Below are 26,439 nucleotides of genomic sequence, written 5' to 3'. Positions count from 1 at the left end.
ATGCCGGGAAGGGAGCGGCCGGGGGCGCGAACCTTAGCGCATTCTGGCTGTGGTATCCTGGAGGTTGCCGAAAGGACACGACTTTATGCTTTTTGAGGTTGGTGAGACCGTGGTCTATCCGCACCACGGCGCCGCGACGATCATCGAGGTCAAGGACCGTGTGATCAAGGGGGAGACCAAGAAGTACCTGAAGCTGAACGTCACGCAGGGAGACCTCATCATCGAGGTGCCTGCCGAGAACGTCGACCTGGTCGGCGTTCGCGACGTGATCGGCCAGGAGGGACTGGATCGGGTGTTCGAGGTGCTCCGCGCCCCGTTCACCGAGGAGCCGACCAACTGGTCGCGCCGGTACAAGGCGAACCTCGAGAAGCTCGCCTCGGGCGATGTGATCAAGGTCAGCGAGGTCGTCCGCGACCTCTGGCGCCGCGACCAGGATCGCGGTCTCTCCGCCGGCGAGAAGCGCATGCTGGCCAAGGCCCGTCAGATCCTCACCTCCGAGCTCGCGCTCGCGGAGAAGATCGACGAGGAGAAGGCCGGGACGCTCCTCGACGAGGTCCTCGCCTCCTGAGTTCTGCGTGAGAAGGGGTGGATGCCGAGGCATCCACCCCTTCTTCGTGTCCGCGGTGCGGTCCGAGGGGCTCAGATCGACCGCTGGTAGCTGCGGATCGCGCTCAGCGCCCCGCCGAACGCGAGCACGGCCAGCAGGACGAGGCCGCCGGCCTGCCACCACCCTTCCGCGGGGTACGAGCCGGTGAGGCCGCCCCGGCCGAGTTCGACGGCCCAGGTCATCGGGTTGCCGCGCGAGACGTTCTGCACCCACTCGGGCATCGCCGCGGCGGGCATCATCGTGGTGGACAGGAACGTCGCCGGCAGCACGATCAGCTGCGAGAGGCTGATCAGCGCGATCTGGCTGCGCGACAGGAGCGCGACCGCCGTGGACGCGCAGCAGAAGATCGTCGCGAGCAGCGTCGCGACGCCCAGCGCGACGAGCACGCCGCCGACGCCGCCGGGGTAGCGCGCGCCGCCCAGCCAGCCGATGCCGAGCACGACGAGCGACTGCAGCACGTTGATCGCCAGCTGCTGCAGGAGCTGTCCCGCGATGATCGACGAGCGCCGCAGCGGCGACGTGAGGTACTGGTCCATCACGCCGGAGTCGATGTCGTCGATGTAGCCGGTGCCGGCCCAGGCGCCGGAGTACAGCACCGTCATCATCAGGATCCCGGGGACGAGGTAGTCGATGTAGCCGTGCCCGCCGAACGCGGGGAGGGCGCCCAGCGTGCGGAAGACCTGCCCGAACAGCAGGATCCAGATCACCGGCTGGATGAGGCTCATGACGGGTCCCCAGGCCTGACGGATCGAGACGATCGACCAGCGCCGCAGCACCTGCCCGGTCTGCGTGAACCAGCCGGGGCGCGCCGGGGCGGTGCCGAGGGCGGGGGAGAGGGCGATCGCGCTCATGCGGCGACTTCTTCCGTGAGGGCGGCCGCGGGTGCGTCGCCGAAGGTGTGGCCGACGAAGTGCAGGTACACGTCGTCGAGGGTGGGGTGGGAGGCGGCGACCTGGCCGTAGCGGATCCCGGCGCCGTCGAGGGCGGCGATGACCGCGCCGACCGCGGAGGCGGCGTCGTCGGTGCGGGCGACGAGCAGGCCGTCGACGCCGGCCGCCTCGACGAGCACGTCGCGCAGTCCGGGCACGGACGAGACCGCCGCGCGCACGGCGACCGGATCCGGCTCCACGAGGGTCACACGGACGGCGTCGCCGTGCAGCGCCGCCTTGAGCTCCTCCGGCGTGCCCTGGGCGACGGCCCGCCCGCGGTTCACCAGCAGCAGCTCGTCGGCGAGCCGGTCGGCCTCCTCCATGTAATGCGTGGTGAGCACGACGGTGAGGGCCTCCTCGCCGGCCAGTCGCCGGATCTCGGCCCACATGGCCGCGCGGGCCTCGGGGTCGAGGCCGGTGGTGGGCTCGTCGAGGAAGAGCACCTGCGGGCGATGCACGAGCGCGGCGGCCACGTCGAGGCGCCGTCGCATCCCGCCGGAGAAGGTGCGCACCGGCCGCCGCGTCGCGTCGTCGAGGCCGAACTCGGTCAGGAGCCGTGCGGCGCGCGCTCGGGCATCGGAGCCGCCGAGGCCCCGCATGCGTGCGGCGATCTCGAGGTTCTCGGTCGCGGTGAGGTTCGGATCCGTTCCGGTGCCCTGGGAGACGTAGCCGATCGCTGCGCGCACGTCGGCGGGGGCGTCGTTCACGTCGTGGCCGGCCACGCGGACGCGGCCCGCGGTGGGGCGGGACAGCGTGGTGAGGATCTTGGTGGTGGTGGACTTGCCGGCGCCGTTCGGGCCGAGCAGCCCGAAGACGCGACCGGCCGGGACGGCGAAGCTCAGGCCGTCCAGGGCGCGGACAGCGGGGCGGCGGCCGCGGCCGCGGTACTCCTTGACGAGGTCTTCGGCGATGATGGCATCGCCGTCGTTGCGCTGGTGTGCGGGCATGACGAACATCCCTTCCGTTCTGAGGGCTTTTCTGCGTGGAGATGGAGGGCGGATCCGGTCTGCCGAGGGGCGCCGGATCCGCCGGTCGGTCAGCGGCGGTCGCCGCTGCGCGGTGCGAAGAGCATGCGTGCGAGGAGGAGCATCATGGCGGCGAGGCCGCCGACGAACGCCACGGGCGCCCACCACCAGCCGACCGTGAAGACCAGCACGACGATCGCCGCCAGGGTGAGGAACCAGATCACCGCCGTATAGATGCCGAAGCGGGCGGCGGACTCCGGATCCGTCTCGAAGCGGTTCGGAGGCATCTGCGTGATCGCGCCGCGGGTCCAGGCCTTGTGGCGATTGGTCTGCGTCGCGCCGAGGTAGGAGAACAGCGCGAGGGATCCGACCAGGAGCACGGCCGCGAGGATCACGAGCCAGAGCTGGTCCAGGGCGAGCGCGAAGCCTCCTCCGAGGCCGAGCGCGAGCAGGGTCCCGCCCGTGGCCAGGCCGAAGCCGACGGCGCGGATGGCGGGCAGCGGGTGGTTCGTCGTGGTCTCCTGCAGCAGGGCGTCCGCCGTGACGATGCCGAGCGCGATCGCGACGACCGCACCGAGAGCGGCGACGGCGAGCGGGGCGGCCGGGTGCACGAGCAGGACGACGAGGAGGATCCCGACGAGGGCGGCGGTGGCGAGGAGGCTCAGCAGCACGGTCCGCACCACGAATCCGGGCTTCGGTCGCACCCTGTTCCGAGCGGTGAGCGCCTCCCAGCCGAGGGAGCGCACGGCTTCGGCTGGCTCGTCGTCGAGGAGGGTGCGGACATCGCCGAGCTCGGCGATCGCCCGCTGCGCGGCTTCGGCGGGGGAAGCGCCCGCGGCGACCAGCTCGTCGACCTGCGCCGCGATGTTCGCGCGGATCTCCTCCTTCAGGTCCTGTGCGGCCGGTGTCATCTCGACCCCGGCGAAGGCGTCGTCCAGCAGGCGGTGGATGTCGGTGTTCATGTGCTCAGTCCTTCGCGTCCAGAAGCGTGTCGATCACGCGGCGGGTGGCGACCCAGGCCGCGACGTTGCGCCGGTACACCGCGCGGCCGGCGTCGGTGATCCGGTAGTACTTGCGGCGTCCGCCCTGCGTCTCGTCGCCCCAGTAGGACTCGACCAGTCCGTCCTTCTCCAGACGGCGGTAGGTCGCGTAGAGGGTGGCCTCCTTGATCTCGTGGTCTCCACCGGTGGCGTCCCGGATGGTCTTGTAGATCTCGAAGCCGTAGCGGTCGCCGTCGCGGAGCATCCCGAGCACGATCGTGTCGGTGTGCCCGCGCAGGAGGTCCGCGGAGAAGGCGTCATCGTTCATGTCAAGTACTGTATCAGATCAAGTACTGGTTCAGGCAAGAGTTTGCGCCGTTCTGCAGGGAGGCTCGGCCGTTGTGCAGGGCGAAGAGGGTCGGCGCGCGGTGCATCCGGCACCGTTCCGCGACGTGATGCGCCCGGCGAGGAGGGTGGATCCTGCAGAACGGCGGCGGCTCCCTGCAGAACGTCGTGAGTCGGCGCGCGCTAACGTGAGAGCGTGACCGACCTCCCCGCGCCGCTCGTGCGCACCGCCGTCATCGTCGTGGCTGCCGGCTCCGGCACCCGGCTCGCCGCGGGGGCGCCCAAGGCGTTCGTGCCGCTCGACGGCCGCACGATCCTGGAGCACGCGCTCGACGGCGTCTTCGCGGCCACGCCGGCCCAGGTGATCCTCGTCGTCCCCGCCGGGCTCGAGGCCGAGGCGACGGACCTGGCGGCGGATCGTCCCGTCCGGGTCGTCGCCGGCGGCGACACCCGGCAGCGCTCCGTGGCGGCCGGACTCGCGGCGCTCGCCGAGGGGGTCGACACGGTGCTCGTGCACGACGCGGCGCGGGCGCTGACCCCGCCGGCGCAGTTCGCGGCGGTGGCCACCGCCGTCGGCCCCGGGGTCGGTGTCATCCCGGCGCTGCCTGTCGTCGACACGCTCAAGCGCGTGCACGGCGAGGACGTCATCGCTCCGGTCGACCGCGCCGAGCTCGCCGCCGCGCAGACCCCGCAGGGCTTCCCGCGCGCCGAGCTCCTCGCCGCCTACGCGCAGGCCGCGGAGCAGGGCGTGGAGTACACCGACGATGCGGCGCTCTTCGCCGCGGCCGGGGGAGCGGTGCGTCACGTCCTCGGATCCGAGGAGGCCTTCAAGATCACCACCCCGCACGACCTGGAGCGCGCCCGCATGATCCTCTCGTCCTCGTCCCAGCACCCGGCCGAGGGGCCCGTCGTCCCTCGCGTCGGCATCGGCACGGACGTGCACGCCTTCGCCGCGGGAGGCACGCTGCGTCTCGCCGGCCTGGACTGGCCGGGGGAGCCCGCCCTCGAGGGCCACTCGGACGGCGACGCCGTCGCGCACGCGATCGTGGACGCGCTGCTGGGCGCCGCGGGGCTCGGCGACATCGGGCTGCACTTCGGCACCGCGCACCCCGAGTACGCGGGCGCGCACGGGGAGGTCTTCCTCGCCCGCACCGCCGAGATCCTCGCGGAGGCCGGGTTCGCGATCGGCAACGTCTCCGTGCAGTTCCAGGGCAATCGCCCCCGGTTCAGCGCCCGTCGCACCGAGGCCGAGCGGACCCTGTCGGCGGCGCTCGGCGGAGCACCCGTCGCCGTCTCCGCGACGACGACCGACGGGCTCGGCTTCCCCGGACGCGGCGAGGGCATCGCGGTCACGGCTGTGGCTCTCGTGCATCCGATCGCCCTGAGCTGAATCCCTAACCGTAGGGATCCTCCGGATTCGGATCCGACACCGGGCGCGCGTGCTTACGCTGGAGGGCGCGGCCACCCGCCGCGTTCAGCAGACGTCGTAGAGAGGTCATCGTCATGCGCGCACTCGTCCACTCCTCCTTCGGGGATCCCGCCGAAGTCCTGACCGTCCAGGATGTGCCGACGCCCGAGCCCGGACCGGGGCAGGTGCGGCTGCGCGTGCTGCTGGCCACCGTGCACAACCACGACCTGCTGACCGTGCGCGGTCTCTACGGGTACAAGCCCGAGCTGCCGGCGCGCTCCGGCACCGAGGCCGTCGGCGTCGTCGACGCGGTCGGAGAGGGCGTCGACGCGGGTCTCGTCGGGCGCCGGTTCACCGTCGGCGGTGCGTTCGGGGCCTGGGCCGAGTTCGTGCTCGCCCCCGCGGCGGGGCTCATCCCCGTGCCCGACGACATCCCGGACGAGCAGGCCGCGCAGCTCGGATCCATGCCGTTCAGCGCGATCAGCGTGCTGGACTCGCTGGGGCTCGCGACCGGAGACTGGATGATCCAGAACGCCGCGAACGGCGCCGGCGGGCGCATGGTCGCCCAGCTCGGCGCCGCCCGCGGCGTGCACGTGGTCAGTCTCGTCCGGCGTGCCGAGGGGATCGCCGAGCTCGAGGCGCAGGGCGTGCGCAACGTGGTCGCGACCGATGCCGAGGGCTGGCAGGATCAGGTGCGCGCTCTCACCGGGGGATCCCCGATCCGTGCCGGCATCGACTCGGTCGGCGGCGACGCCAGCGGCCAGGTCGCGGCGATGCTCGGTGAGGGCGGTCTGCTGGTCGTCTTCGGCGCGATGGCCTCTCCGACCATGCGGATCTCCTCGGGGGACGTGATCTTCAAGCAGCTGACCGTGCGCGGATTCTGGGGCTCCAAGGTCGCCGCAGCCATGCCCGCCGAGCAGCGCGGAGCCCTGTTCGGCGAGCTGCTGCAGCGGATCCGCGAGGGCGTGCTCACGCTGCCCGTCTCCGCGGTCCTGCCGTTCGAGCGGATCGCGGAGGCGTCCGAGGGCAACCTCCGCGCCGGACGCGAGGGCAAGATCCTGCTGCAGCCCTGACCGCCCCCGGAACTGTCAGGGGCGCCCCGGTAGGCTTGAGCGGTGACGATCCGCCTCCATGACACGCGCGCGCAGGAACTGCGCGACTTCGTTCCGCTCGATTCCTCGAACGTGACGATGTACGTGTGCGGACCCACCGTGCAGTCCGGCCCGCACATCGGGCACGTGCGCGCGGCACTGAGCTTCGACCTGCTGCGGCGCTGGCTGCAGCGGCGCTACGGACGCGTCACGTTCGTCCGCAACGTCACGGACATCGACGACAAGGTGCTCGCGAACGCGACGGATGCCGAGTCGTGGTGGGGTCTGGCCTACCGGATGGAGCAGGAGTTCTCGGCCGCCTACGCCGCGGTCGGGATCCAGCCGCCCACCTACGAGCCTCGCGCGACGGCGTCGATCCCGCAGATGCAGGAGCTCATCGCGCGCCTCATCGAGCGCGGTCACGCGTACCCCGCGGCCGACGGCTCGGGCGACGTGTACTTCGATGTGCGCAGCTGGGCCGGCTACGGCGAGCTCACACGTCAGTCCGTCGACGCGATGGAGGCCGCAGAGGACGCGGATCCCCGCGGCAAGCGCGCCCCGCAGGACTTCGCGCTGTGGAAGGGGGCGAAGCCGGGGGAGCCGGCCGACGCGACCTGGGCGTCTCCGTGGGGCTCCGGGCGCCCGGGCTGGCACATCGAGTGCTCGGCCATGGCGCGGCGCTACCTCGGCGCCGAGTTCGACATCCACGGCGGCGGTCTCGACCTGCGCTTCCCGCACCACGAGAACGAGCTGGCGCAGTCGACCGCGGCCGGCGACGCGTTCGCCCGGTACTGGGTGCACAACGGCCTCGTGACCGTCGACGGGCAGAAGATGTCGAAGTCGCTCGGCAACTTCACCCTCGCCGCCGACGTGCTCGCGCAGCACGACCCGCTCGTCGTCCGTTACGCGCTCGCCGCGGCGCACTACCGCTCGAGCCTCGACCTGTCCGATTCGTCCTGGGCCGAGGCCGAGGCGGCCCTGGGCCGGATCCGCACCTTCCTCGAGCGCGCGCAGCGCACGGCCGGTCAGGGCGAAGAGCCGGCAGCGGAGTCCCTCCCCGCCGCGTTCGCCTCTGCGATGGACGACGACCTCGGCGTGCCGCAGGCCCTCGCGGTCGTGCACGAGACCGTGCGCGCGGGCAACGCCGCCCTGGACCGCGGCGACGTCGACGAGGTCCGCATCGCGCTGGGCGCGGTGCGGGCGATGACCGGCGTGCTCGGGATCGACCCGTTCTCGCCGGAGTGGCGCGGGACCGGATCCGACACGAAGACCACCACGGCGCTGGATGCGCTCGTGCAGGCGATGATCGCCCAGCGCGCGCAGGCCCGCGCCGACAAGGACTGGCCCGCCGCCGACCGCATCCGCGATGCGATCGGTGCGGCGGGCATCACCCTGGAGGACACTCCAGACGGAACTCATTGGAGCATCGATGGCTAAGCCGAGCCGCCCCGGAGCGGGCAACAGCAAGAAGAAGGGCGCCACCAAGGGCACCGGCGGCAACGGTCGCAAGGCGCTCGAGGGCCGCGGCAACACCCCGAAGGCCGAGGACCGCGCCTGGCACGTCGCGGGCAAGCGCAAGGCGGCGCAGGAGCGCTACGCCGCTGCCGGGGGCAAGGGCCGTCCCGGATCGCGGGCGGGGCAGAAGCCGCAGTCGGGATCCAACCCGAACCGCCGCGTGTCGTCGTCGGCGGCCTCGAACGACACCGAGACCGTCACCGGGCGCAACTCGGTGCTCGAGGCACTGCGCACCAAGATCCCGGCGACCACGATGTACATCGCGCAGCGCGTGGAGATGGACGACCGCGTCAAGGAGATGCTCGCCATCGCCCGGCACCGCGAGATCCCCGTGCTCGAGGTCACCCGTCAGGAGCTGGACCGCATGGCCGGCTTCGACGGCGTCCACCAGGGCGTCGCGCTCAAGGTGCCGCCCTACGAGTACGCGCACCCGCAGGACCTCCTCGAAGAGGTCATCGACCGCGGCCAGACCCCGCTGTTCGTGGCGCTGGACGGGATCACCGACCCGCGCAACCTCGGCGCGATCATCCGCTCGACGGCCGCGTTCGGCGGCCACGGCGTGATCCTGCCGCAGCGCCGCTCGGCGAGCGTGAACTCGGCGGCCTGGAAGACCAGCGCGGGAGCGGCGGCACGCATCCCCGTCGCGCTCGCGGCGAACCTCACCAGCATGCTCAAGGAGTTCAAGAAGCAGGGCGTGTTCGTGCTCGGCCTGGACGGCGGCGGCGACGTCTCGCTGCCCGCGATCGAGCTCGCGGACCGTCCGGTCGTGATCGTGGTCGGCTCGGAGGGCAAGGGGCTGTCGCGCCTGGTCACCGAGACCTGCGATCAGATCGTCTCGATCCCGATCTCCGCGGCGACCGAGTCGCTCAACGCGGGCATCGCGGCCTCCGTCGCGCTGTACCAGGTCTCGACCGTCCGGGGCGCGAAGGGCTGACCGCGGGGCCCGAGGCGCGATGCCGCCGGAGCCGGTGCGCCGTCCCGGCGTACCGCGCCCGGGCATGACCGCCCGCGCACGGCGTTGATCCGGAGTGCACATCCGTGCAGGGATCGCGCCGGCGCGGAATAGCGGGCGGGCGCGGATCCTTCCACTCTCCGTACCCAGTGCAGCAACGGAAGGAAACGCGCATGGCCCGCATCATCGTCATCGGAGGCACCGGCTACGCCGGACGTCACATCGTCCAGGAGGCCGCGGCTCGCGGGCATGAGGTCGTCTCGATCTCGCGCTCCGTGCCCTCCGCCCCGGTCGCGGGCGTGACGGACGTGCAGGGCAACGTGCGCGACCTCGCCTCGCTCGGCGACGTCTTCGACGGCGCCGACGCGGTCGTCTCGGCGCTGAGCCCGCGCGGCGACATGGAGGACGCGGTCCTCGGCGTGCTGGCCGAGCTCGTCGCGAAGCTCAGCGGCACGGACACGCGCCTGGGCGTCGTGGGCGGCGCCGGCGGCAGCCTCACCGCCCCCGGCGGTCCGCGCCTGATCGACGTCGACTTCCCCGAGGAGTACAAGCACGAGGCCCAGGTGGGTGTCGACTCGCTCGCACTGCTCGAGGCCACGGACGGATCCCTGGACTGGTTCCTCGTCCACCCCGCCGAGGTCTTCGGGCCCTGGGCCGAGGGCGAGCGCACCGGCGCCTACCGCGACGGCGGGGACGTCGTGGTGCGCGATGCCGACGGCAACTCGACGATCTCCGGTGCCGACTTCGCGCTCGCCGTCGTCGACGAGATCGAGCAGGGCAACCACCACCGGGAGCGCTTCACCGTCGGCTACTGACGGATCCGTCCCGGGTCGTCGAGCGAGAGCGTCCTTGGCGTCCTCGCTCGACGACCCGGGAACCGCCGCCCGGTCTCGGGCAGTGCCGCGGGCTAGACCAGATCCCGCCAGTCGACGTCCGGATCCTCGTCGTCCAGAGGCACGGATCCGGTGATCACCGGCAGCGACATAGTCTCGGTGGGCGGGCCCATGATGGTGGCCTCGTCGCGGCGATGCCGCAGCACGTCGTTGATGTATGAGGTGAGCACCTCCGCCAGCGGCACCGAGCGGCCCTCGCGCTGCGACATGTACCAGCGGTGCTCCAGCACCTGGTGGAAGACCTCGGCGGGCTCGAGCTTGGCGCGCAGGTCGTAGGGGATCGCGCGCACCACGGGCTCGAACACCCGGGTGAGCCACTCGTGCGCGTACATCTCCTCGTCGGCCCACTGCTTGGTCGAGCGGGCGCGGAACTCGTCCAGGTCGTTCAGCAGCCGCCGTGCCTGGTTCTCCTCGACATCGAGGCCGGTGAGGCGGATGAGCCGGCGCTGATGATGCCCGGCGTCGACGACCTTGGGCTCGATCTCCACGCGGGTGCCGTCGGAGGTGGTCTGGATCGACATCTCGCCGATGTCGAAACCGAGCGCGTTCAGCCGCTCCACCCGCTCCGTGATCCGCCACGCCTCACCCGCCGCGAACGACTCGTGCGCCGTGAGCGCGGCCCACAGCGACCGGTAGGACGAAACGATCCCGTCGGCGATGGCGATGGCGTCCACGCCGCGCTCCAGGCGTCCTCCGGCGGCGAGGTCGAGGATCTCCCCGGCGATGTTGGTGCGAGCGAGGTCCAGATCATAGGCGCGCTGGCCGTCGGTGAGGCCCTCTTCGTGCAGCTCGCCGGTCTCGGCGTCGACGAGGTAGGCGGCGAACGCCCCGGCATCCCGGCGGAACAGGGCGTTCGACAGCGACACGTCGCCCCAGTAGAAGCCCACGTTGTGCAGGCGCACCAGCAGCAGCGCGAGGGCGTCCACGAGGCGGGTCGCGGTGTCGGGTCGCAGCACGCGCGTGAACAGCGCGCGGTACGGCATGGAGAACCGCAGGTGCGAGGTGACCAGCACGGCGGGCAGGGGAGCGCCCTTGGCGTCGGTGCGGCCGGCGATCACGGCGACGCGGGACACGCACGGCACGTCGAGACGGGCGAGGTTGCCGAGCATCTCGTACTCGCGGCGGGCCATCTCCTCGGTCGTCTCCTTCACGGCGACGACGGATCCGGAGAGATCGGCGAAGCGCACGAGGTGACGAGACAGCCCCTTCGGCAGGGACACGATCACCTCGGAGGGCCATTTCGCCAGCGGCAGCGACCAGGGCAGCGACAGCAGCCCGGGATCCACGGCGCTCGCGGTGATGCTCAGTGCATCCTTCATGTCTGCTCCTCGGCCCTCGTGGTCCCGGGTCCGGCGCGGACGGGCCCGGGAACGACGACGCGGCGCGGGGGAGGACCCCCGCGCCGCGTCGCGCGATCAGTGGATCAGGAAGCCGCGATCGGCTTCTTGTTGAGGCGCTCGCCCGACTCCAGGTCGAACGCGTGCACGTGACCCGGGTTCGCCGCCAGGGTGACGGTGTCGCCCGCGTTCGGGTGGTTGCGGCCGTCGACGCGCGCGACCAGGTCGGTGCGCTTGCCGTTGATCTCGGTGTGGCCGTAGAGGTAGCCGTCGGCGCCGAGCTCCTCGACGAGGTCGACCGTGACCGAGAGGCCCTTGCCGTCGGCGGGGCCCACGGTGATGTCCTCGGGGCGCACGCCGACCGTGATCTGGGAGCCGCTCGTGCCGGCGACGGTCTCGCGCTCGAGCGGGACGACCTCGGTGCCGAACTGCACGCCGCCGTCGGCGAGGTCGGAGCTGAACAGGTTCATCGCGGGCGAGCCGATGAAGCCGGCCACGAAGACGTTCTGCGGGTTCTCGTACAGGTCGCGCGGCGAGCCGACCTGCTGCAGCAGGCCGTCCTTCAGCACGGCGATGCGGTCGCCCATGGTGAGCGCCTCGGTCTGGTCGTGGGTGACGTAGACGGTCGTGACGCCGAGGCGGCGCTGCAGCGACGCGATCTGGGTGCGGGTCTGCACGCGCAGCTTGGCGTCGAGGTTCGACAGCGGCTCGTCCATGAGGAACACCTGCGGCTGGCGGACGATCGCGCGGCCCATCGCGACGCGCTGACGCTGACCACCGGAGAGCGCCTTCGGCTTGCGGGTCAGGTACTGCTCGAGGTCGAGGAGCTTGGCGGCCTCGAGGACGCGCTGCGCACGCTCCTCCTTGCCGACGCCGGCGATCTTGAGCGCGAAGCCCATGTTCTCGGCGACCGTCATGTGCGGGTACAGCGCGTAGTTCTGGAAGACCATCGCGATGTCGCGGTCCTTCGGCGGGACGTCGGTCACGTCGCGGTCGCCGATGAGGATGCGGCCCGCGTTGACCTCTTCGAGGCCGGCGAGCATGCGCAGGGAGGTGGACTTTCCGCAGCCGGAGGGGCCGACCAGAACCAGGAACTCGCCGTCGGCGATGTCGATGTTCAGCTTGTCGACCGCGGGGCGGGTGCCTCCGGGGTAGAGCCGGGTGGCCTCGTCGAAGGTCACAGTTGCCATTGTCTTCTCCTTCACCGGCAGGTACGTGCCGGACGATCCGTAGTGAAAAAGCGACGAGGGTGAACCCGCCGTGGCCCGCCATCGGGCCGGGTTCAGTATGACACGAGAGCTTCGGCACGGTCCAGTGCTCCTGAAGCGCTTTCCGGCGGGACCTCGCAGGGATCGGCCAGTGCTCGTCTGGGCATTTCTCAGCCTGCCTGGCTAGCATCGAACCCGTGCCGCGCCGCGCCCGTTGGCGGCCGGACATCGGGATGGCCCATCCCCAACGAACCAAGAGGAACGATGTCGAGCGACGAAACGCCGAACGTCCCCACGCCTTCGCACTCGCGTGCGGCCGTGCGGGAGAAGGCCCAGCAGGTGAACGCCCAGCAGTCCCGCGCCCGGATCATGCGACGCGTGATCCTCGGGCTCGTCGCCGTCGTGATCGTCGGCGCCGCCGGCGGTGCCGTGGCCTGGGCGGTGGGATCGGCCGTGTCGAAGCCCTCGCTCAGCCCGTCGAACCTGAAGGACGACGGCGTCCTCGTGACGAAGGGCGACCTCGCGGCCGCGCGCGCCGCGTCGGCCCCCACTCCGACGCCGACCGTCGCAGGTTCGGCCGACCCCTCCGCCTCGTCGACGCCGACCCCCGACCCGACCTCCTCCTCCGGCCCGGTCGACATCCACGTGTACGTGGACTACCTCTCCCCGGGCGCCGGCGACTTCGAGCGCGCCAACGCCAAGCAGCTCGCCACCTGGGTCGACCAGGACGCGGCGACCGTGACCTATCACCCGGTCGCGCTGCTCACCGCCAACTCGAACGGCACCAAGTACTCGCTGCGCGCCGCGTCGGCGGCGGCCTGCGTCGCGGCACGGCAGCCCGACGTGTTCTACGCCTTCAACCACGCGCTGCTCATCGACCAGCCCAAGCAGGACACGGACGGCAAGAGCGACAAGGACCTGATCCAGCTCGCGGTCGACAGCGGCGTCAAGGACACCTCGGGCATGCAGGGCTGCATCGAGGACAGCACCTACGACTCCTGGGTGAAGGATGTCACGCAGCGTGCCGTCGACGGCCCGCTGCCCGGCTCGAAGAAGGCCGCCCTGACCGGCGCGCCGACGATCGTCGTGAACGGCCAGGTCTACGCCGGCTCGCTCACCGACGCCGCCGAGTTCAGCCAGTTCGTGCTCTCCGTGGCGAGCGACTCGTACTACGGGACGCCCGGGCCCACCGTCACGCCGACGCCGAGCCCGACCGCGACGCCCTGACGCCACCGGGGCCGGCCGCGGAGCTTGCTACGCTGTGGAGCGGTCGCGCCGCACGGCGACGACCGTGACGCCTCCTTAGCTCATCTGGTAGAGCAGCGGCCTTGTAAACCGCAGGTGGCCGGTTCGAGTCCGGCAGGAGGCTCCGATCCTCAGGACGGTGCGCTCAGGGCGCCGTCGTCATCGTCGCGGACTGCACCCACCGGGTCGCATCGGCGGACGCGAGCAGTGCGTCGTCCATGAGGGCGCGGGTGGGCTCGCCCTCCAGCCAGTCGTCCGCGAAGGCGGCGGGGATCAGCACCGGCATCCGATCGTGGATCCCGGCCAGCCGATCGGGTGCGGGCTGCATCACGATCGAGTAGCAGGTGAACCAGGATCCGTCCTCGGTTCGACCCCGCTGGGTGACCGCGGCCATGCCGAACAGGGCGCCGTCCAGGCCGAACTCGTGCCAGGTCTTCGACGGCTTCTGCATCTCGAACCACCGGGTCGCGGGAACGATCGCGCGGCCGCGCAGACCGCCGGGGCGCTCCTGCAGGCGCTCGGAGCGGGTGTTGATCGACGGGAACCGCGACGGCTTGCCGTCGATCAGGAATCCCCACCACGCCTCCTCGAGCGCTGCTCCGGATGCGGCCGGCACGAGGATCGGATTGAGGTTGCGCAGCAGCCGCCCGGTCGGACGGACCGCTTCGTCGGCGTTGCGCCGCGCCCAGGCGCGGATGCCCTCCATGAGTTCCTCATCGGCCTCCTCGATCAGCTGCTGATCGCTGAAGCGGGGATCCAGACCATAGCTCGCGCACATGTCTGGAGCGTAGCGCGGGGCACCGACAAGGGCCGGTCCTGGGCGGATCCGGCCGCGGGTAGGCTCGGAACGGTGACCGCTCCTCCGCCGCCCCCGACCCGCGGTCGCACCGCCCTGGCGCTCGGCGGCGCGGTCGCGATCGGCGCGATGACCGCGATCCAGGCACGGGTCAACGGCCAGCTCGGGGTGCGGCTCGACAACGGCATCCTCGCGGGCTGGGTCTCGTTCGCCGTCGGCCTGGTGCTGCTGAGCGTCCCCGTGCTGCTCGGCCGGGCGGGGCGTGCGGCGCTCGCCCGGGTCTGGCGCGGAGTGCGCACCGGGCACGTGCCGTGGTGGATGCTGCTCGGCGGCGCCTGCGGTGCGCTGACGGTCTCGACCCAGGGGCTCGTCGCAGGGATCCTCGGCGTCGCGCTGTTCACGGTGGGCGTGGTGGCCGGTCAGGCCCTGCACGGCCTGCTGCTCGACCGGGTCGGATTCGGGCCGGCGGGTGTGGTCGCGATCACCCCGGGACGCCTGATCGGTGGGCTGTTCGCCCTCGTCGCCGTCGGGTTCTCCCTCGGCGGGGACGTGCTCTCCCGCGCGCCGCTGTGGATGCTGGTGCTGCCCTTCCTCACCGGCGCGGGCATCGCCTTCCAGTCCGCGGTGAACGGGCGGCTGGGGCAGCGGATCGCCTCCCCGCTCGGCGCCACCTACATCAGCTTCCTCGGCGGCGTGCTCGTGCTCTCCGTCTCCGTCGGCGTGAGCCTGCTCGTCACCGGCGCGCCCGAGCCGCTGCCCGCGGCGTTCCCGGGAGACCTGTGGCTGTATCTGGGCGGGCTGCTCGGCGCCGCCTACATCCTGCTCGGGGTCGTCATCGTGGCGCGCACCGGCGTGCTCCTGATGGGCCTCGGGGCCGTGCTCGGACAGCTCGTGGTCTCGGTGCTGATCGATGCGATCTGGCCGCCCGCCGCGGGGCCGGCGCCGTGGCAGATCGTCGCCATGGTGCTCGCCGCAGGGCTCTCGGTGCTGATCGCGCTGCCGTGGCGGCGCCGCCCGGTCAGCTCCGCTTCGCGGCCTTCCTGAGCCGTCGTTCGGCCTTCTTCGCCTTCTTGGCGGCCTTCTGCGCCTTCTCGGCCGCCTTCTTCCGCTTCTTCCCGGCTTTCTTCTTCGGCTTCGTGCCGTGGGGATCGGCCCTGCCGGGATCCGGCGAGGCGTCGTCCGCGTCCGTGCGCTCGGCGGGCATGCGGGAGAGCAGGGACTCGGCGTCGACGGGCTTGCGCCGGCCGGGCTCCTTGCCCGGCTTGCCGCCGACGTACAGCCATCCGAGCAGTTCCTCCTCCGGACCGAGCCCGTGCGCGCGTGCCACGGCGGCGCTGCGGGTGTATCCGCCGGTGCGCCAGATGACGCCCCAGCCCGCCTCGTCGAGCAGCAGGCTGAGCACATGCGCGACGCCGGAGGCGACGGCCTCCTGCTCCCAGCGGGGCACCTTGTGGCTGCCGCGGTAGCTCGCGACGACGGCGATGAGCAGCGATGCGCGCAGCGGCTTGGACGACGGGGACGAGTCGCCCTCGGCCTCGGCGATCGCGGCCGCCAGCCGGTCCCGGTCCCGGCCGCGCAGCTCGATCAGGCGCCAGGGGCGCAGCGAGGAGTGGTCGGCGACGCGCCCGGCGGCGGCGACGAGCGGGAGCAGCTGCTCACGGGTCGGCGCGTCGGGCGTCACCTTCGACCACGACTGCCTGCGGGTGACGGCTTCGAGTGCGCTCATGCGTCCGCGGCGCCCTCGTCCGGCTGGAAGGACAGCGCGATCGAGTTCATGCAGTAGCGGTCGCCGGTGGGAGTGCCGAAGCCGTCCGGGAAGACATGGCCCAGATGCGAACCGCAGGCGGCGCAGCGCACCTCCGTGCGGACCATCCCGAGGCTGCTGTCCTCGATGAGCTCGACGGCCTCCGGGCGCACCGACTCGTAGAAGCTCGGCCAGCCGCAGCCGGAGTCGAACTTGGTGCCGCTGCGGAACAGCTCCGCGCCGCAGGCGCCGCAGGTGTAGAGGCCGGCGCGCTGCTCGTCGAGCAGCTCACCCGTCCACGGGCGCTCCGTCGCCGCCTCGCGCAGCACGGCGTACTGCTGCGGTGCGAGCTCGGCGCGCCATTCGGCGTCGGTCTTGGTCACGCGGTGCGACATGGATCCTCCCGGGGTCGGATCCATTCTCCCGCTTTCTCGGGCGTCGAGGGGCGCAGACCGGGGCGCGCCTCCCGGCGCCAGGAGGGTGCGGACGTAGCCTGAGGGGGTGACCGAGCTGCTCAGCGACCGCGAGCGCGCGATCCTCGAGTTCGAGGCGCGCCGCCCCGGGCACTCCAGCGCGAAGGAGGAGGCGATCCGCGGCGAGCTGGAGCTGGCCCCGGCGCGCTACTACCAGCTTCTGGACCGCGTGATCGATTCGGAGCAGGCCCTCGTCGCCGACCCGATGCTCGTTCGCCGGCTGCGCCGGATCCGCGACGACGCCGCGGCGCGCCGGGCCGACCGCACCGCCCTGTCCGCGGGCTGACGGCGCGCCGGGCGGATCCGCCTGTCGTTCATGGAATCCACCGGAACGGGCCGGATAACATCGGGGAATGCCTGAATCCGCCCGCGACCGATTCGACGAGATCCCGCACGCGCAGGGCCGCGTCGGCGCCCATCGCGCCGAGAACCCCGGGATGCGCGGCTGGTTCGTGCTGCTGTGGGCGGCCGTCGCCACGGTCGTGCTCATCGCCGTGGGCATCTTCGCCGCGATGCTGGCCATGGGCAAGATCAGCTTCGACCAGGGCACGCCGATGCCCAGCGTGTCGCGGACGGCGACCGCGAGCGCCCCGCCGCTCGACAAGACCTACGCGGTGTTCGTCCTCAACGCGACCGGCGCGAACGGCCTGGCCGCGGCCACGCGCGACACGATCGTGAACGCCGGCTTCGCCGCGGATGCCGTGGTCGCAGGGGACGCCGACTCGCAGGACTTCCCGACCTCCACCGTCTACTACAAGACGGCCGCGGACGAGAACGCCGCACGGGCGCTCGCCGATCTCGTCGGGGCGAAGGAGATCGCGCAGAGCGACCGCTACGGCGACGATGTGGTGCCCGGCCAGAAGCAGCTGACCGTCGTGCTCGGGATGGACCTCGCGAAGAACGCGCCGACCACCGAGCCCACGCCCGCCGACACCTCGGGCGACGGCTCCGCGGGCTGAACGCCGCCGCGTGCGCCGCGGCTTGCACTCTCAGGGGGCGAGTGCCAGACTGGGTTTAGCACTCTACTGATCTGAGTGCTAAACCCAATGTCTACGTCCAGGAGGGACGACAGAACTCATGGCAAAGATCATCGCTTTCGATGAGGAGGCCCGTCGCGGCCTCGAGCGCGGCCTGAACATCCTGGCCGACGCGGTCAAGGTGACCCTCGGCCCGCGTGGCCGCAACGTCGTGCTCGAGAAGAAGTGGGGCGCCCCCACCATCACGAACGACGGCGTGTCCATCGCCAAGGAGATCGAGCTCGACGACCCGTACGAGAAGATCGGCGCGGAGCTCGTCAAGGAGGTCGCGAAGAAGACCGACGACGTCGCCGGAGACGGCACCACGACCGCCACCGTGCTCGCCCAGGCGCTCGTCCGCGAGGGCCTGCGCAACGTGGCCGCCGGAGCCGACCCGATCAGCCTGAAGAAGGGCATCGAGAAGGCCGTCGCCGCCATCACCGCCGAGCTGCTCGCCTCCGCCAAGGAGATCGAGTCCAAGGAGGAGATCGCCGCCACCGCGTCGATCTCGGCCGCTGACCCGGAGATCGGCGAGCTCATCGCCGAGGCCATCGACAAGGTCGGCAAGGAGGGCGTGGTCACCGTCGAGGAGTCCCAGACCTTCGGCACCGAGCTCGAGCTCACCGAGGGCATGCGCTTCGACAAGGGCTACCTGAACCCGTACTTCGTCACGGACCCGGAGCGCCAGGAGGCCGTCTTCGAGGACCCGTACATCCTCATCGCGAACCAGAAGATCTCGAACATCAAGGACCTTCTCCCCGTCGTCGACAAGGTGATCCAGGACGGCAAGGAGCTCGTCATCATCGCCGAGGACGTCGAGGGCGAGGCTCTCGCGACGCTCGTGCTGAACAAGCTCAAGGGCATCTTCAAGTCCGTGGCCGTCAAGGCCCCGGGCTTCGGCGACCGCCGCAAGGCGCAGCTGCAGGACATCGCGATCCTCACCGGCGGCACCGTGATCACCGAAGAGGTGGGTCTCAAACTCGAGAACACCACGCTCGCCGAGCTCGGCCGTGCGCGCAAGGTCATCGTCACCAAGGACGAGACCACCATCGTCGAGGGTGCGGGCGAGCAGTCCCAGATCGAGGGCCGCGTCACGCAGATCCGTCGCGAGATCGAGAACACCGACAGCGACTACGACCGCGAGAAGCTGCAGGAGCGCCTCGCCAAGCTCGCCGGCGGCGTGGCCGTCATCAAGGCGGGCGCGGCCACCGAGGTCGAGCTCAAGGAGCGCAAGCACCGCATCGAGGACGCCGTGCGCAACGCGAAGGCGGCTGTCGAGGAGGGCATCGTCCCCGGCGGCGGCGTCGCGCTCATCCAGTCCGGCAACAAGGCGCTCGACGCGCTGGCGCTGCAGGGCGACGAGGCGACCGGCGCGAACATCGTGCGCGTCGCGATCGAGGCCCCGCTGAAGCAGATCGCGCTCAACGCCGGTCTGGAGCCGGGCGTCGTGGCGCACAAGGTCTCCGAGCTCCCCGCCGGTCAGGGCCTGAACGCGGCCTCGGGCGAGTACGTGGACATGTTCTCCGCGGGCATCATCGACCCGGCCAAGGTCACCCGCTCCGCGCTGCAGAACGCCGCGTCGATCGCCGGCCTGTTCCTCACCACCGAGGCGGTCGTGGCCGACAAGCCGGAGAAGGCGTCGGCTCTGCCGGCCGACCCGTCCGGCGGCATGGACTTCTGAGTCCAGACCTCCATCCAGAAGGCCCCCGGGATCCGTCCCGGGGGCCTTCTGCGTCCACGGACGGCTCAGCGGAAGAGGGCCATGGAGTCGGTCTCGGCCTGGGCGTAGAACTGCGCCGCAGAGCCGAGCGCCTGCCCGATCGCCGCGAGCACCTGCTCCACGTGCGCCTGGGCGCCGCGCCACTGCTCGGCCGCGTCCTGGCAGGCGACCGAGGCCGCGCCGGTCCACGAGGACTGCAGCTGCGTGAGCTGCGCCATCATGGCCGCGGCGTCGCTCTGCAGCCGTTCGGCGGTGGCGCTCACCGAGAGCCTCGTGGTGGCGACGGCCTCGGTGTCGACGGTGAAGACGGACATGGGAACCCTTTCGTCGGGGGCATCGGATGCCTCCGACGCTAGGCATCCGCGTGGGCGCCGGGAGCGGGGCTCCCGGAACCGGTGGGGAGCCCGGGATCCGGGCCGGCTGTGCGGACCGGTCGGGTCCGCGCCCGATCAGTGCGACAGGTCGAGCGGCTCGATGGGCTGAGTGTCCTGCAGCAGATGCTCAGGGGTCGCGCGCGACGGTGCGAGCGGCAGCGAGACCGTGAACGTCGCGCCTCCGCCCTCGGTCTCCGTGACCTGCACCGAGCCGTTCAGGGCGCGCACGATCGAGGCCACGATGGCGAGCCCGAGCCCGGCTCCGCCGGTGTCGCGCGTGCGGGACGAGTCGGCCCGCCAGAACCGCTGGAAGATCTGGTCCCGGATCTGCTCTGGTACGCCCTCGCCGTGGTCGACGATCGAGAACCAGCCCACACCCCGACGACGGTCCGCCCCGACCACGACCTCGATCGGGGAGTCGCCGGGGGAGAAGCGGCGGGCGTTGCCCAGCAGGTTGGCGATCACCTGGCGCACCTTGTTCTCCTCGCCGAGCACGATCGGCGGAGTGGAGACGGGCGCGACGATCGCCTCGGAGAAGTCGATCTCCGGCACCGTGCCGCCCTCGCGCGGTCGGCGGCGCAGGATGGCGGGGATGCGGCCGCGGGTGCTCACGGTGCGCGTCGGGGGAGCGGGGCGGGTGATCGCGGTGGCCGACGGCTCCGGTTCCGGCTTCTCCGCGGTCATGTCCACCACGGTCACGGTGCGGTCGGGCGCCGCCGCCCGCAGGTCGAGGGCGGCGTCCTGTGCGAGCGGGCGCAGATCGAGCGGCTCGATCGTGAGCTCCCGCTGCTCGTCCAGACGCGCGAGGGCGAGCAGATCCTCGACGAGCACGCCCATCCGCAGCGCCTCCTTCTCGATCCGGTCCATCGCCCGCGCGGTGTCCTCGTCGCCCTTGATCGCCCCCATCCGGTACAGCTCCGCATAGCCCCGCACGCTGACCAGCGGGGTGCGCAGCTCATGGCTGGCATCGCCGACGAAGCGGCGCATCTGCTGCACGGAGCGGTCCCGCTGCGCGATCGACGCGTCCAGGCGGTCGAGCATCGTGTTGATGGCGCCGTTGAGACGGCCGACCTCCGTGGTCGGCTCGAGGTCGGTGAGGCGCTGGCTGAAGTCGCCGGCGGCGATCGCCATCGCCGTGGACTCGACGCGACCGAGCCGGCGGAAGGTCAGCGTGACCAGGCCGCGCGTGGCGAGGGCGGCGATGATGATCGTGACCAGCGCGACCGTCGTGAACACCCCGAAGAACGTCGCGATGATGCGATCGGGCTCGTCCAGCGACAGCGCGACGACCTGGATGAAGGTGATGTTGGAGGTGGGATCCTCGCGCACGGCGACCGCGGCGCGGAACTCGGATCCGTCTGTGCCGCGCAGCACGATCGGGTCGGTGCGGCCGGCGTCGAGCGTGGCCTGGGCGAGCGTGTAGGTCGGGGGGAACTCGGGCTTCGAGGCCTTCGGCGCCCCGCCGCCGGAGAACACGAGGGCGCCCTGGGCGTCGTAGACGGCCACGAAGTACTCGGACAGTCCGAGGCGTTCGTCCTTCAGTGCGGCGCTGAAGCCCGTGCCGTCCGTGCTCGGCGTGATCGTCGCCAGGTCGCTCGTCACGAGCGCGGGGAGCTGGGATTCGACGTTGTCGATGAGGAGGTTGCGCAGGATCGGCATGGTCCCGATCCCGGTCACCACCAGCCCGAGGGCGAGCACGCCGACGGTGACGCCGGTCACCTTCGCGCGAAGGCTGATCCGGCGCCACCATCGCGTGATCGCGTCGGTCTCGCCCATCCGCTACGCGGTCTTCCCCACCTTGAGCATGTAGCCGAACCCGCGCTTGGTCTGGATCACGGGCTCTTCGGTGTGCGGGTCGATCTTGCGGCGCAGGTAGGAGATGTAGCTCTCCACGATGCCCGCGTCGCCGTTGAAGTCGTACTCCCAGACGTGGTCGAGGATCTGCGCCTTCGACAGCACGCGGTTGGGGTTGAGCATGAGGTAGCGCAGCAGCTTGAACTCGGTCGGGCTGAGCTCGATCGGACTGGATCCGACGAACACGTCGTGCGTGTCCTGGTCCATCGACAGCTCGCCGGCGCGGATGATCGACTCCTCGTCAGCCTGCATGGTGCGGCGGAGGATCGCCTGTGCGCGGGCGACGATCTCGTCGAGGGCGAAGGGCTTGGTGACGTAGTCGTCGCCGCCCGCGTTGAGTCCCTCGATCTTGTCCTCTGTGTCGTCCTTCGCCGTGAGGAACAGGATCGGCGCCGTGAATCCGGCGCCGCGCAGGCGCTTGGTCACGCTGAACCCGTTCATGTCGGGCAGCATCACGTCGAGGATGATGAGGTCTGGCTCCTCCTCGAGCACGGCCGAGATGGTGGCCGCGCCGTTGGCCACCGTCTTCACCGAGAAACCGGCGAAGCTCAGGCCCGTGGAGAGGACATCGCGGATGTTGGGTTCGTCGTCGACGACCAGGATGCGCGCTTCAGTCATGCCCCCATTATGGTGACCGGATCCGTGTTCGCGCTGATTGCGACCTTTTCCCTGGCGAAGCACCGGCTCCGGGTGCAGAGTGAAGCCATGAAGATCGACATCATCGAGCACGAGGGCCCCTACCGGGTGGGCGTCATCGTCGGCAGCCTCTCCAAGGAGTCCATCAACCGCCGTCTCGCGCACGCGCTGACCCTTCTCGCGCCCGAGGGATTCGAGTTCTTCGACATCTCCTATGCCGACCTTCCGTTGTACAACCGCGACTTCGACGCCGACTATCCGCAGGTCGCGCTCGACTTCAAGGCCCAGGTCGCGAGCGCGGATGCGCTGCTGTTCGTCACGCCCGAGTACAACCGGTCGCTGCCCGGACCGCTGAAGAACGCGATCGACTGGGGCAGCCGGCCCTGGGGACAGAACGTGTGGGCGCACAAGCCGACGGGCGTCGTGGGAGCCTCGATGGGGGCGATCGGCACCGCGGTGGGGCAGCAGTCGCTGCGCGGAACCCTGGGCTTCCTCAACGCCCGTCAGATGACCGCACCCGAGGCCTACATCCACTACTCGCCCGGCCTCATCGACGACGACGGACGGGTCACGACGCCGGGGACCGCGGAGTTCCTGCGTCAGTTCATGACGGCGTTCGCCGAGTTCACGGCGCGGGTGCTGACGGTCATCCCGCAGACCTGAGCGTCGGTCTCGCGGCCATCGCGACGGAGCATCCGGATATGACTGACGATGAGCGGGGCGGCGAAGCCGCCTGCTGGCTCTCCCGGGTGTGCCCGGAATGCGGGGCGCTGCTCGACGACCTCTCCGCGCCGTGCTGGCGGTGCGGCCTGAGACCGGGGGAGGCGCCCCGCGACTGAGGCCGCACGTCGCCTCGGGGTTAGGCGGCCTCGAGCTCGTGCGCGTCCATGATCGTGTAGCTGTAGCCCTGCTCGGCGAGGAAGCGCTGGCGGTTCTGCGCGTAGTCCTGGTCGACCGTGTCGCGGGCGATGAGCGTGTAGAAGCTCGCCGTGTGGCCGGACTGCTTCGGGCGCAGCAGGCGCCCGAGCCGCTGCGCCTCCTCCTGCCGGGAGCCGAAGGATCCGGACACCTGGATCGCGACCGACGCCTCGGGCAGGTCGATCGAGAAGTTCGCGACCTTCGACACCACGAGCAGTTCGATCTCGCCCTCGCGGAACTGACGGTACAGCTGCTCGCGCTCGTCGACCGGCGTCGCCCCCGTGATCGACGGGGCGTTCAGCGCCTCGGACAGCTCCTCGAGCTGATCGAGGTACTGCCCGATCACGAGGATGCGCTCGCCGGGGTGCTTCGCGATGAGCTCCCGCACGGCGGTGATCTTCGCGGGCGCCGAGGCGGCGAGGCGGTAGCGCTCGTCGTCGGTCGCGGCGGCGTACTCGAGCCGGTCGTCCGGCGGCAGGTCGACCCGCACCTCGTAGCAGGCGGCGGGGGAGATGAAGCCCTGGGCCTCGATCTGCTTCCACGGCGCGTCGAAGCGCTTGGGACCGATGAGGCTGAACACGTCGCCCTCGCGGCCGTCCTCGCGCACGAGCGTGGCGGTCAGGCCGATCCGGCGGCGCGCCTGCAGGTCGGCGGTCAGCTTGAACACGGGCGCGGGCAGCAGGTGCACCTCGTCGTAGACCACGAGGCCCCAGTCCATCTCGTCCAGCAGCGACAGGTGCGCGTACTGGCCCTTCCGCTTCGCGGTGAGGATCTGGTAGGTCGCGATCGTGACGGGCTTGACCTCTTTCACCTGCCCCGAGTACTCGCCGATCTCCTCGGGGGTGAGGCTGGTGCGCTTGATGAGCTCGTCGCGCCACTGCCGCGCGGAGACGGCGTTCGTGACGAGGATCAGCGTGGTCGTCTTGGTCGCGGCCATCGCGCCGGCGCCGACGATCGTCTTCCCGGCGCCGCAGGGGAGCACGACGACGCCGGATCCGTCCTTCGCGAACGCGTCGACGGCGTCCTGCTGGTACGGACGCATCGTCCAGCCGTCCTCGGCGAGGGTGATCTCGTGCGGCGTTCCCGGCGTGTAGCCGGCGAGGTCTTCGGCGGGCCAGCCGATCTTCAGCAGCTCCTGCTTGATCTGCCCGCGCGCCCACGCGTCCACGACGTAGGTGTCGGCCGAGGGATGGCCGATGAGCAGCGGCTGGATCCGCTTGTTCCCGGCGACCTGGGTGAGCACCGCCGGATCCGTGGAGCGGAGGATCAGCACGCCCTCGTCGTCGCGCTCGATGACGAGACGGCCGTAGCGGTTCACGGTCTCGCGGATGTCGACCGACACCGACGGCGGCACCGGGAACCGGGACCAGCGGTCGAGGGTGTCCAGCATGTCGTCGGCGGTGTGGCCGGCCGCACGGGCGTTCCACAGGCCCAGCCGGGTGATCCGGTAGGTGTGGATGTGCTCGGGCGCGCGCTCCAGCTCTGCGAAGATCGCGAGCTCGTGGCGGGCGCTCTCGGCGTCGGCGTGCGCGACTTCGAGCAGCACGGTGCGGTCGCTCTGGACGATCAGCGGGCCATCAGACATAGCGGCCCAGTCTACCGGTCCGGGGAGCCATCGGTCCTCCTCGGGGTGCGGCTCGCTCGGCGCCCCCGGGGTGCGGTTCAGGAAGCCGGATCCTCGATCGCGCGGGTGGAGAGGATCGAGCGGATCGGCAGGGTGCGCTCGACATCGCTCGCCCGGTCGCGTCCGCGCAGACGGCCGCCGCCGAAGCCGGTGACCTCGAGCACGAGCTCGCGCGCGGTGCCGTCGGGCATCGCGACCTCCACGGCAAGGACGGCGCGCTGCTTCGCCGCGTGCTCCAGCTCGCGCTCGAGCCAGGCCGCGTCGGCGTCCTCCTCTCGGGCCGCCCGCAGGCGGGCGATGAGCGTCGCGTACACCTCCGTGTCATCGGGGGCTGCCGGCGCGCTCGCCGCGGTGGTGCGCACGGGCCGCTCGACGGCGCCGTCGGCGTCGACGAGCGCGGCGGGGTAGTGCTCATCCGTGAGCGCCCAGAACACCGTGTCGCGGTTCACGCGCGTCGCCAGCACGGCGTCGCCCCGCACGGTCGTCTCCGGCACGAGCCCGAGCGGCCGGAGCGCCTGGTCCACGCCGATCGCCTGCAGCAGATGCTCATCGGCGCTGCGCACCTGCGTGCGGCCGGTCTCCGGATCCGTTCCGACCCGCACCTGTCCGTGCCTGCTGGCGCTCTGCGCGAGCAGGTAGCGCAGCGGCTGCGGCACGCCCGTCAGCGAGATGCCCTCGAGGAAGGCCAGCACGCCCTCCTCGGTCTCGCCGGAGGAGAGCGCCGCGCTCAGGGTGTCCGCAGTGAACCGGTAGGAGGAGGCCTGGCTCGCGGACTCCCGCGCCGCCATCGTCCGCAGGCGCAGGTCGAGCGCGGGGAGGAGCGGCCCCGGGGCGATCGCGGTCAGGTCGTTCTGCAGGAAGATCCGGTCCACCTCGGCCGGCACAAAGGCGCTCAGCGGGTGCGGATCCGGATCCGCGCCGAGCCGGGGAGCCCGAGCCCAGGGGGTCTCGGCGCCCGACGCGCTCGTGGCGCCGTCCGGGCCGTCGGCGAGGAGCCCGAGCAGGCGCGCCTGGCGGATCAGCGCATCGGCGCGGTCCGGCCAGGCCGGATCCCACGGGTGCTCGTCCGCCCAGGAGAGCATCGGCGTCCAGCCGCCCTCGTGCGTCCGCAGCGCGGAGGGCAGCGCCGCGCGGAAGCCGGCGACCAGCCGCGCCCAGCGTTCCGGACCCGCCAGGCGAAGCCAGGCGGTGCCCTCATCCGACAGTCGCAGCGTGCGCTCGACGGCGAGCAGCAGGCCCGCCTCGGCGCCGAGCGCCAGCACATCGTCGAGGAGCGCCGGGTCGTCGGGCATCCCGCGTTCGATGAGACGGCGCTTCTCGGACAGCCCGACCGTCCCGCCGGCGAGCAGCGCGAGGGGGCTCTCCTCGGCCAGCAGCAGCGCATCGGCGAGCGTCGCGACCGTGGTGAAGGCCCGTTCGGCCGCACGGGCGACGGCGGCCTCGTCCGGTTCCGGCGCGGGGCCCGTCGGGTGCGGCTCTGCGAGTCCGCGCCCCGCCACGGCGGCGGCGATCGACGGCGGCAGACCGCCGTCCGAGGGCGGGAGGAGGGCGAGGGCGCGTAGCGCGTCCGCTGCGCCGCCGGGGTCGGCTCCCGCCGCAGCGGCCGAGAGGCCGACCGCCTCGGCCTGGGTCAGCCGGGGAAGGGCCTTCGCGACGGAGGACGGATCCAGCAGCGCCTCTGCCGCGTCGAAGAAGTCGTTCCAGGACGCATCGGGACGCACGTCCCGATGACGGAACAGTGCCGCGAGCTGTGCGTCCGTGCGCGCGGACAGCGCCTCGGCGAGAAGGCGCGCGTGGGTGCTCATGGGA

26 protein-coding genes, 1 tRNA gene and 1 pseudogene are annotated in these 26,439 nt (G+C 71.5%); 14 read left to right on the top strand and 14 right to left on the bottom strand.

The genetic code is table 11. The annotated features are described in order from the left end of the window. Positions 1-85 precede the first annotated feature (85 nt). Entirely contained in the window at positions 86-568 is a 483-nt protein-coding gene (locus tag WFJ01_RS08315; RefSeq protein ID WP_251446171.1) for a CarD family transcriptional regulator, read from the top strand. Between the two features lie 71 nt (positions 569-639). On the opposite strand, the gene WFJ01_RS08310 is transcribed toward WFJ01_RS08315, so the two are convergent. The 4 genes from WFJ01_RS08310 to WFJ01_RS08295 all read right to left on the bottom strand — a co-directional run bounded on the left by WFJ01_RS08310 (position 640) and on the right by WFJ01_RS08295 (position 3,809). After that, entirely contained in the window at positions 640-1,458 is an 819-nt protein-coding gene (locus WFJ01_RS08310) for an ABC transporter permease (protein ID WP_292884195.1), read from the bottom strand. Continuing rightward, positions 1,455-2,483 carry an ABC transporter ATP-binding protein gene (locus WFJ01_RS08305; RefSeq protein ID WP_336628780.1) on the bottom strand — a complete coding sequence of 343 codons (1,029 nt, stop codon included), beginning with the start codon at positions 2,481-2,483 and terminating at the stop codon, positions 1,455-1,457. The genes WFJ01_RS08310 and WFJ01_RS08305 overlap by 4 nt, the downstream gene beginning before the upstream one ends. 89 nt (positions 2,484-2,572) lie before the next feature. After that, positions 2,573-3,463 carry a permease prefix domain 1-containing protein gene (locus tag WFJ01_RS08300; protein WP_336628779.1) on the bottom strand — a complete coding sequence of 297 codons (891 nt, stop codon included), beginning with the start codon at positions 3,461-3,463 and terminating at the stop codon, positions 2,573-2,575. A gap of 4 nt (positions 3,464-3,467) precedes the next feature. Continuing rightward, positions 3,468-3,809, bottom strand: a complete 342-nt coding sequence (locus WFJ01_RS08295) for a PadR family transcriptional regulator (RefSeq protein WP_336628778.1) — start codon at positions 3,807-3,809, stop codon at positions 3,468-3,470. 213 nt (positions 3,810-4,022) lie between these two features. Between WFJ01_RS08295 and ispD the strand changes: the two genes are divergently transcribed. The 5 genes from ispD (at position 4,023) to WFJ01_RS08270 (ending at position 9,607) form a co-directional block, all read left to right on the top strand. Beyond that, positions 4,023-5,216, top strand: coding sequence for a 2-C-methyl-D-erythritol 4-phosphate cytidylyltransferase (gene ispD, locus WFJ01_RS08290; protein WP_336628777.1), 1,194 nt, complete (start codon positions 4,023-4,025; stop codon positions 5,214-5,216). A gap of 113 nt (positions 5,217-5,329) precedes the next feature. After that, on the top strand, positions 5,330-6,307 hold the full coding sequence (locus tag WFJ01_RS08285; RefSeq protein ID WP_336628776.1) for a zinc-binding dehydrogenase: 978 nt from the start codon (positions 5,330-5,332) through the stop codon (positions 6,305-6,307). Positions 6,308-6,349: 42 nt separating this feature from the next. Next, complete coding sequence (gene cysS, locus WFJ01_RS08280; RefSeq protein ID WP_336628775.1) at positions 6,350-7,762, top strand: cysteine--tRNA ligase; 1,413 nt, start codon at positions 6,350-6,352, stop codon at positions 7,760-7,762. Further along, positions 7,755-8,774 carry a 23S rRNA (guanosine(2251)-2'-O)-methyltransferase RlmB gene (gene rlmB / locus WFJ01_RS08275; RefSeq protein ID WP_251446192.1) on the top strand — a complete coding sequence of 340 codons (1,020 nt, stop codon included), beginning with the start codon at positions 7,755-7,757 and terminating at the stop codon, positions 8,772-8,774. The genes cysS and rlmB overlap by 8 nt, the downstream gene beginning before the upstream one ends. Positions 8,775-8,965: 191 nt before the next feature. Then, positions 8,966-9,607 carry an NAD(P)-dependent oxidoreductase gene (locus tag WFJ01_RS08270; RefSeq protein ID WP_292884207.1) on the top strand — a complete coding sequence of 214 codons (642 nt, stop codon included), beginning with the start codon at positions 8,966-8,968 and terminating at the stop codon, positions 9,605-9,607. 92 nt (positions 9,608-9,699) lie between these two features. Here the strand turns inward: WFJ01_RS08270 and WFJ01_RS08265 are convergent, their stop codons facing one another. Beyond that, positions 9,700-11,004, bottom strand: coding sequence for a DUF4032 domain-containing protein (locus WFJ01_RS08265; RefSeq protein ID WP_336628774.1), 1,305 nt, complete (start codon positions 11,002-11,004; stop codon positions 9,700-9,702). A gap of 104 nt (positions 11,005-11,108) precedes the next feature. Next, positions 11,109-12,212 (bottom strand): ABC transporter ATP-binding protein, encoded by a 1,104-nt coding sequence (locus tag WFJ01_RS08260; RefSeq protein ID WP_295032751.1) that lies wholly within the window; start codon positions 12,210-12,212, stop codon positions 11,109-11,111. A gap of 282 nt (positions 12,213-12,494) precedes the next feature. On the opposite strand from WFJ01_RS08260, the gene WFJ01_RS08255 reads away from it, so the two are divergent. Next, complete coding sequence (locus WFJ01_RS08255) at positions 12,495-13,457, top strand: DsbA family protein (protein WP_251446204.1); 963 nt, start codon at positions 12,495-12,497, stop codon at positions 13,455-13,457. A gap of 69 nt (positions 13,458-13,526) precedes the next feature. Then, a tRNA-Thr gene (locus WFJ01_RS08250) sits at positions 13,527-13,599 on the top strand. Between the two features lie 21 nt (positions 13,600-13,620). Here the strand turns inward: WFJ01_RS08250 and WFJ01_RS08245 are convergent. Next, positions 13,621-14,253: an SOS response-associated peptidase family protein gene (locus WFJ01_RS08245; RefSeq protein WP_251446207.1), complete on the bottom strand. Its 633-nt coding sequence runs from the start codon at positions 14,251-14,253 to the stop codon at positions 13,621-13,623. Between the two features lie 114 nt (positions 14,254-14,367). Between WFJ01_RS08245 and WFJ01_RS08240 the strand changes: the two genes are divergently transcribed. Further along, complete coding sequence (locus WFJ01_RS08240; RefSeq protein WP_442928046.1) at positions 14,368-15,315, top strand: DMT family transporter; 948 nt, start codon at positions 14,368-14,370, stop codon at positions 15,313-15,315. A gap of 154 nt (positions 15,316-15,469) precedes the next feature. Here the strand turns inward: WFJ01_RS08240 and WFJ01_RS08235 are convergent. Together WFJ01_RS08235 and msrB are read right to left on the bottom strand one after the other, a co-directional pair. After that, a pseudogene (locus WFJ01_RS08235) lies at positions 15,470-15,997 on the bottom strand (nitroreductase family protein); the annotation flags it as partial. After that, positions 15,994-16,410: a peptide-methionine (R)-S-oxide reductase MsrB gene (gene msrB / locus WFJ01_RS08230; RefSeq protein ID WP_251446210.1), complete on the bottom strand. Its 417-nt coding sequence runs from the start codon at positions 16,408-16,410 to the stop codon at positions 15,994-15,996. The gene msrB and the pseudogene WFJ01_RS08235, both read right to left, overlap by 4 nt. 106 nt (positions 16,411-16,516) lie before the next feature. Between msrB and WFJ01_RS08225 the strand changes: the two genes are divergently transcribed. The 3 genes from WFJ01_RS08225 to groL all read left to right on the top strand — a co-directional run bounded on the left by WFJ01_RS08225 (position 16,517) and on the right by groL (position 19,185). Then, the gene (locus WFJ01_RS08225; protein WP_251446213.1) at positions 16,517-16,774 is read left to right on the top strand and encodes a DUF3263 domain-containing protein; all 258 of its coding nucleotides are present in this window, start codon (positions 16,517-16,519) and stop codon (positions 16,772-16,774) included. Positions 16,775-16,841: 67 nt separating this feature from the next. Beyond that, a complete protein-coding gene (locus WFJ01_RS08220) occupies positions 16,842-17,447 on the top strand; it encodes a LytR C-terminal domain-containing protein (RefSeq protein ID WP_251446217.1) in 606 nt (201 codons plus the stop codon). 118 nt (positions 17,448-17,565) lie between these two features. Next, positions 17,566-19,185, top strand: a complete 1,620-nt coding sequence (groL, locus tag WFJ01_RS08215; protein WP_251446220.1) for a chaperonin GroEL — start codon at positions 17,566-17,568, stop codon at positions 19,183-19,185. 65 nt (positions 19,186-19,250) lie between these two features. Here groL and WFJ01_RS08210 read toward each other — a convergent pair whose 3' ends face one another. From WFJ01_RS08210 to WFJ01_RS08200, 3 genes are all read right to left on the bottom strand, one after another. Next, a complete protein-coding gene (locus WFJ01_RS08210) occupies positions 19,251-19,538 on the bottom strand; it encodes a WXG100 family type VII secretion target (RefSeq protein ID WP_336628772.1) in 288 nt (95 codons plus the stop codon). A 135-nt stretch (positions 19,539-19,673) separates the two neighbouring features. Then, on the bottom strand, positions 19,674-21,374 hold the full coding sequence (locus WFJ01_RS08205; protein WP_251446226.1) for a sensor histidine kinase: 1,701 nt from the start codon (positions 21,372-21,374) through the stop codon (positions 19,674-19,676). A gap of 3 nt (positions 21,375-21,377) precedes the next feature. Beyond that, the gene (locus WFJ01_RS08200) at positions 21,378-22,070 is read right to left on the bottom strand and encodes a response regulator transcription factor (protein WP_251446229.1); all 693 of its coding nucleotides are present in this window, start codon (positions 22,068-22,070) and stop codon (positions 21,378-21,380) included. 87 nt (positions 22,071-22,157) lie between these two features. Between WFJ01_RS08200 and WFJ01_RS08195 the strand changes: the two genes are divergently transcribed. Continuing rightward, on the top strand, positions 22,158-22,751 hold the full coding sequence (locus WFJ01_RS08195) for an NADPH-dependent FMN reductase (protein WP_292884226.1): 594 nt from the start codon (positions 22,158-22,160) through the stop codon (positions 22,749-22,751). Between the two features lie 38 nt (positions 22,752-22,789). Beyond that, the gene (locus tag WFJ01_RS08190) at positions 22,790-22,927 is read left to right on the top strand and encodes a hypothetical protein (protein WP_336628771.1); all 138 of its coding nucleotides are present in this window, start codon (positions 22,790-22,792) and stop codon (positions 22,925-22,927) included. 20 nt (positions 22,928-22,947) lie between these two features. Here WFJ01_RS08190 and WFJ01_RS08185 read toward each other — a convergent pair whose 3' ends face one another. Together WFJ01_RS08185 and WFJ01_RS08180 are read right to left on the bottom strand one after the other, a co-directional pair. Next, positions 22,948-24,591, bottom strand: a complete 1,644-nt coding sequence (locus WFJ01_RS08185) for a DNA repair helicase XPB (protein WP_251446235.1) — start codon at positions 24,589-24,591, stop codon at positions 22,948-22,950. Between the two features lie 77 nt (positions 24,592-24,668). Next, complete coding sequence (locus WFJ01_RS08180; RefSeq protein WP_336628770.1) at positions 24,669-26,435, bottom strand: helicase-associated domain-containing protein; 1,767 nt, start codon at positions 26,433-26,435, stop codon at positions 24,669-24,671. Between the last annotated feature and the right edge of the window lie 4 nt (positions 26,436-26,439).

This window comes from Microbacterium sp. MMO-35 (assembly GCF_037147555.1).
Lineage (GTDB): Bacteria > Actinomycetota > Actinomycetes > Actinomycetales > Microbacteriaceae > Microbacterium.
This window is presented reverse-complemented; position numbering and strand designations above follow the sequence as displayed.

Excerpts from the sequence above, each read along its gene's own strand:
- WFJ01_RS08315 (WP_251446171.1), top strand. The coding sequence starts at position 86 with ATGCTTTTTGAGGTTGGTGAGACCGTGGTCTATCCGCACCACGGCGCC.
- WFJ01_RS08310 (WP_292884195.1), bottom strand. The coding sequence starts at position 1,458 with ATGAGCGCGATCGCCCTCTCCCCCGCCCTCGGCACCGCCCCGGCGCGC.
- WFJ01_RS08305 (WP_336628780.1), bottom strand. The coding sequence starts at position 2,483 with ATGCCCGCACACCAGCGCAACGACGGCGATGCCATCATCGCCGAAGAC.
- WFJ01_RS08300 (WP_336628779.1), bottom strand. The coding sequence starts at position 3,463 with ATGAACACCGACATCCACCGCCTGCTGGACGACGCCTTCGCCGGGGTC.
- WFJ01_RS08295 (WP_336628778.1), bottom strand. The coding sequence starts at position 3,809 with ATGAACGATGACGCCTTCTCCGCGGACCTCCTGCGCGGGCACACCGAC.
- WFJ01_RS08285 (WP_336628776.1), top strand. The coding sequence starts at position 5,330 with ATGCGCGCACTCGTCCACTCCTCCTTCGGGGATCCCGCCGAAGTCCTG.
- rlmB (WP_251446192.1), top strand. The coding sequence starts at position 7,755 with ATGGCTAAGCCGAGCCGCCCCGGAGCGGGCAACAGCAAGAAGAAGGGC.
- WFJ01_RS08270 (WP_292884207.1), top strand. The coding sequence starts at position 8,966 with ATGGCCCGCATCATCGTCATCGGAGGCACCGGCTACGCCGGACGTCAC.
- WFJ01_RS08265 (WP_336628774.1), bottom strand. The coding sequence starts at position 11,004 with ATGAAGGATGCACTGAGCATCACCGCGAGCGCCGTGGATCCCGGGCTG.
- WFJ01_RS08260 (WP_295032751.1), bottom strand. The coding sequence starts at position 12,212 with ATGGCAACTGTGACCTTCGACGAGGCCACCCGGCTCTACCCCGGAGGC.
- WFJ01_RS08255 (WP_251446204.1), top strand. The coding sequence starts at position 12,495 with ATGTCGAGCGACGAAACGCCGAACGTCCCCACGCCTTCGCACTCGCGT.
- WFJ01_RS08245 (WP_251446207.1), bottom strand. The coding sequence starts at position 14,253 with ATGTGCGCGAGCTATGGTCTGGATCCCCGCTTCAGCGATCAGCAGCTG.
- msrB (WP_251446210.1), bottom strand. The coding sequence starts at position 16,410 with ATGTCGCACCGCGTGACCAAGACCGACGCCGAATGGCGCGCCGAGCTC.
- WFJ01_RS08220 (WP_251446217.1), top strand. The coding sequence starts at position 16,842 with ATGCCTGAATCCGCCCGCGACCGATTCGACGAGATCCCGCACGCGCAG.
- groL (WP_251446220.1), top strand. The coding sequence starts at position 17,566 with ATGGCAAAGATCATCGCTTTCGATGAGGAGGCCCGTCGCGGCCTCGAG.
- WFJ01_RS08210 (WP_336628772.1), bottom strand. The coding sequence starts at position 19,538 with ATGTCCGTCTTCACCGTCGACACCGAGGCCGTCGCCACCACGAGGCTC.
- WFJ01_RS08205 (WP_251446226.1), bottom strand. The coding sequence starts at position 21,374 with ATGGGCGAGACCGACGCGATCACGCGATGGTGGCGCCGGATCAGCCTT.
- WFJ01_RS08200 (WP_251446229.1), bottom strand. The coding sequence starts at position 22,070 with ATGACTGAAGCGCGCATCCTGGTCGTCGACGACGAACCCAACATCCGC.
- WFJ01_RS08195 (WP_292884226.1), top strand. The coding sequence starts at position 22,158 with ATGAAGATCGACATCATCGAGCACGAGGGCCCCTACCGGGTGGGCGTC.
- WFJ01_RS08190 (WP_336628771.1), top strand. The coding sequence starts at position 22,790 with ATGACTGACGATGAGCGGGGCGGCGAAGCCGCCTGCTGGCTCTCCCGG.
- WFJ01_RS08185 (WP_251446235.1), bottom strand. The coding sequence starts at position 24,591 with ATGTCTGATGGCCCGCTGATCGTCCAGAGCGACCGCACCGTGCTGCTC.
- WFJ01_RS08180 (WP_336628770.1), bottom strand. The coding sequence starts at position 26,435 with ATGAGCACCCACGCGCGCCTTCTCGCCGAGGCGCTGTCCGCGCGCACG.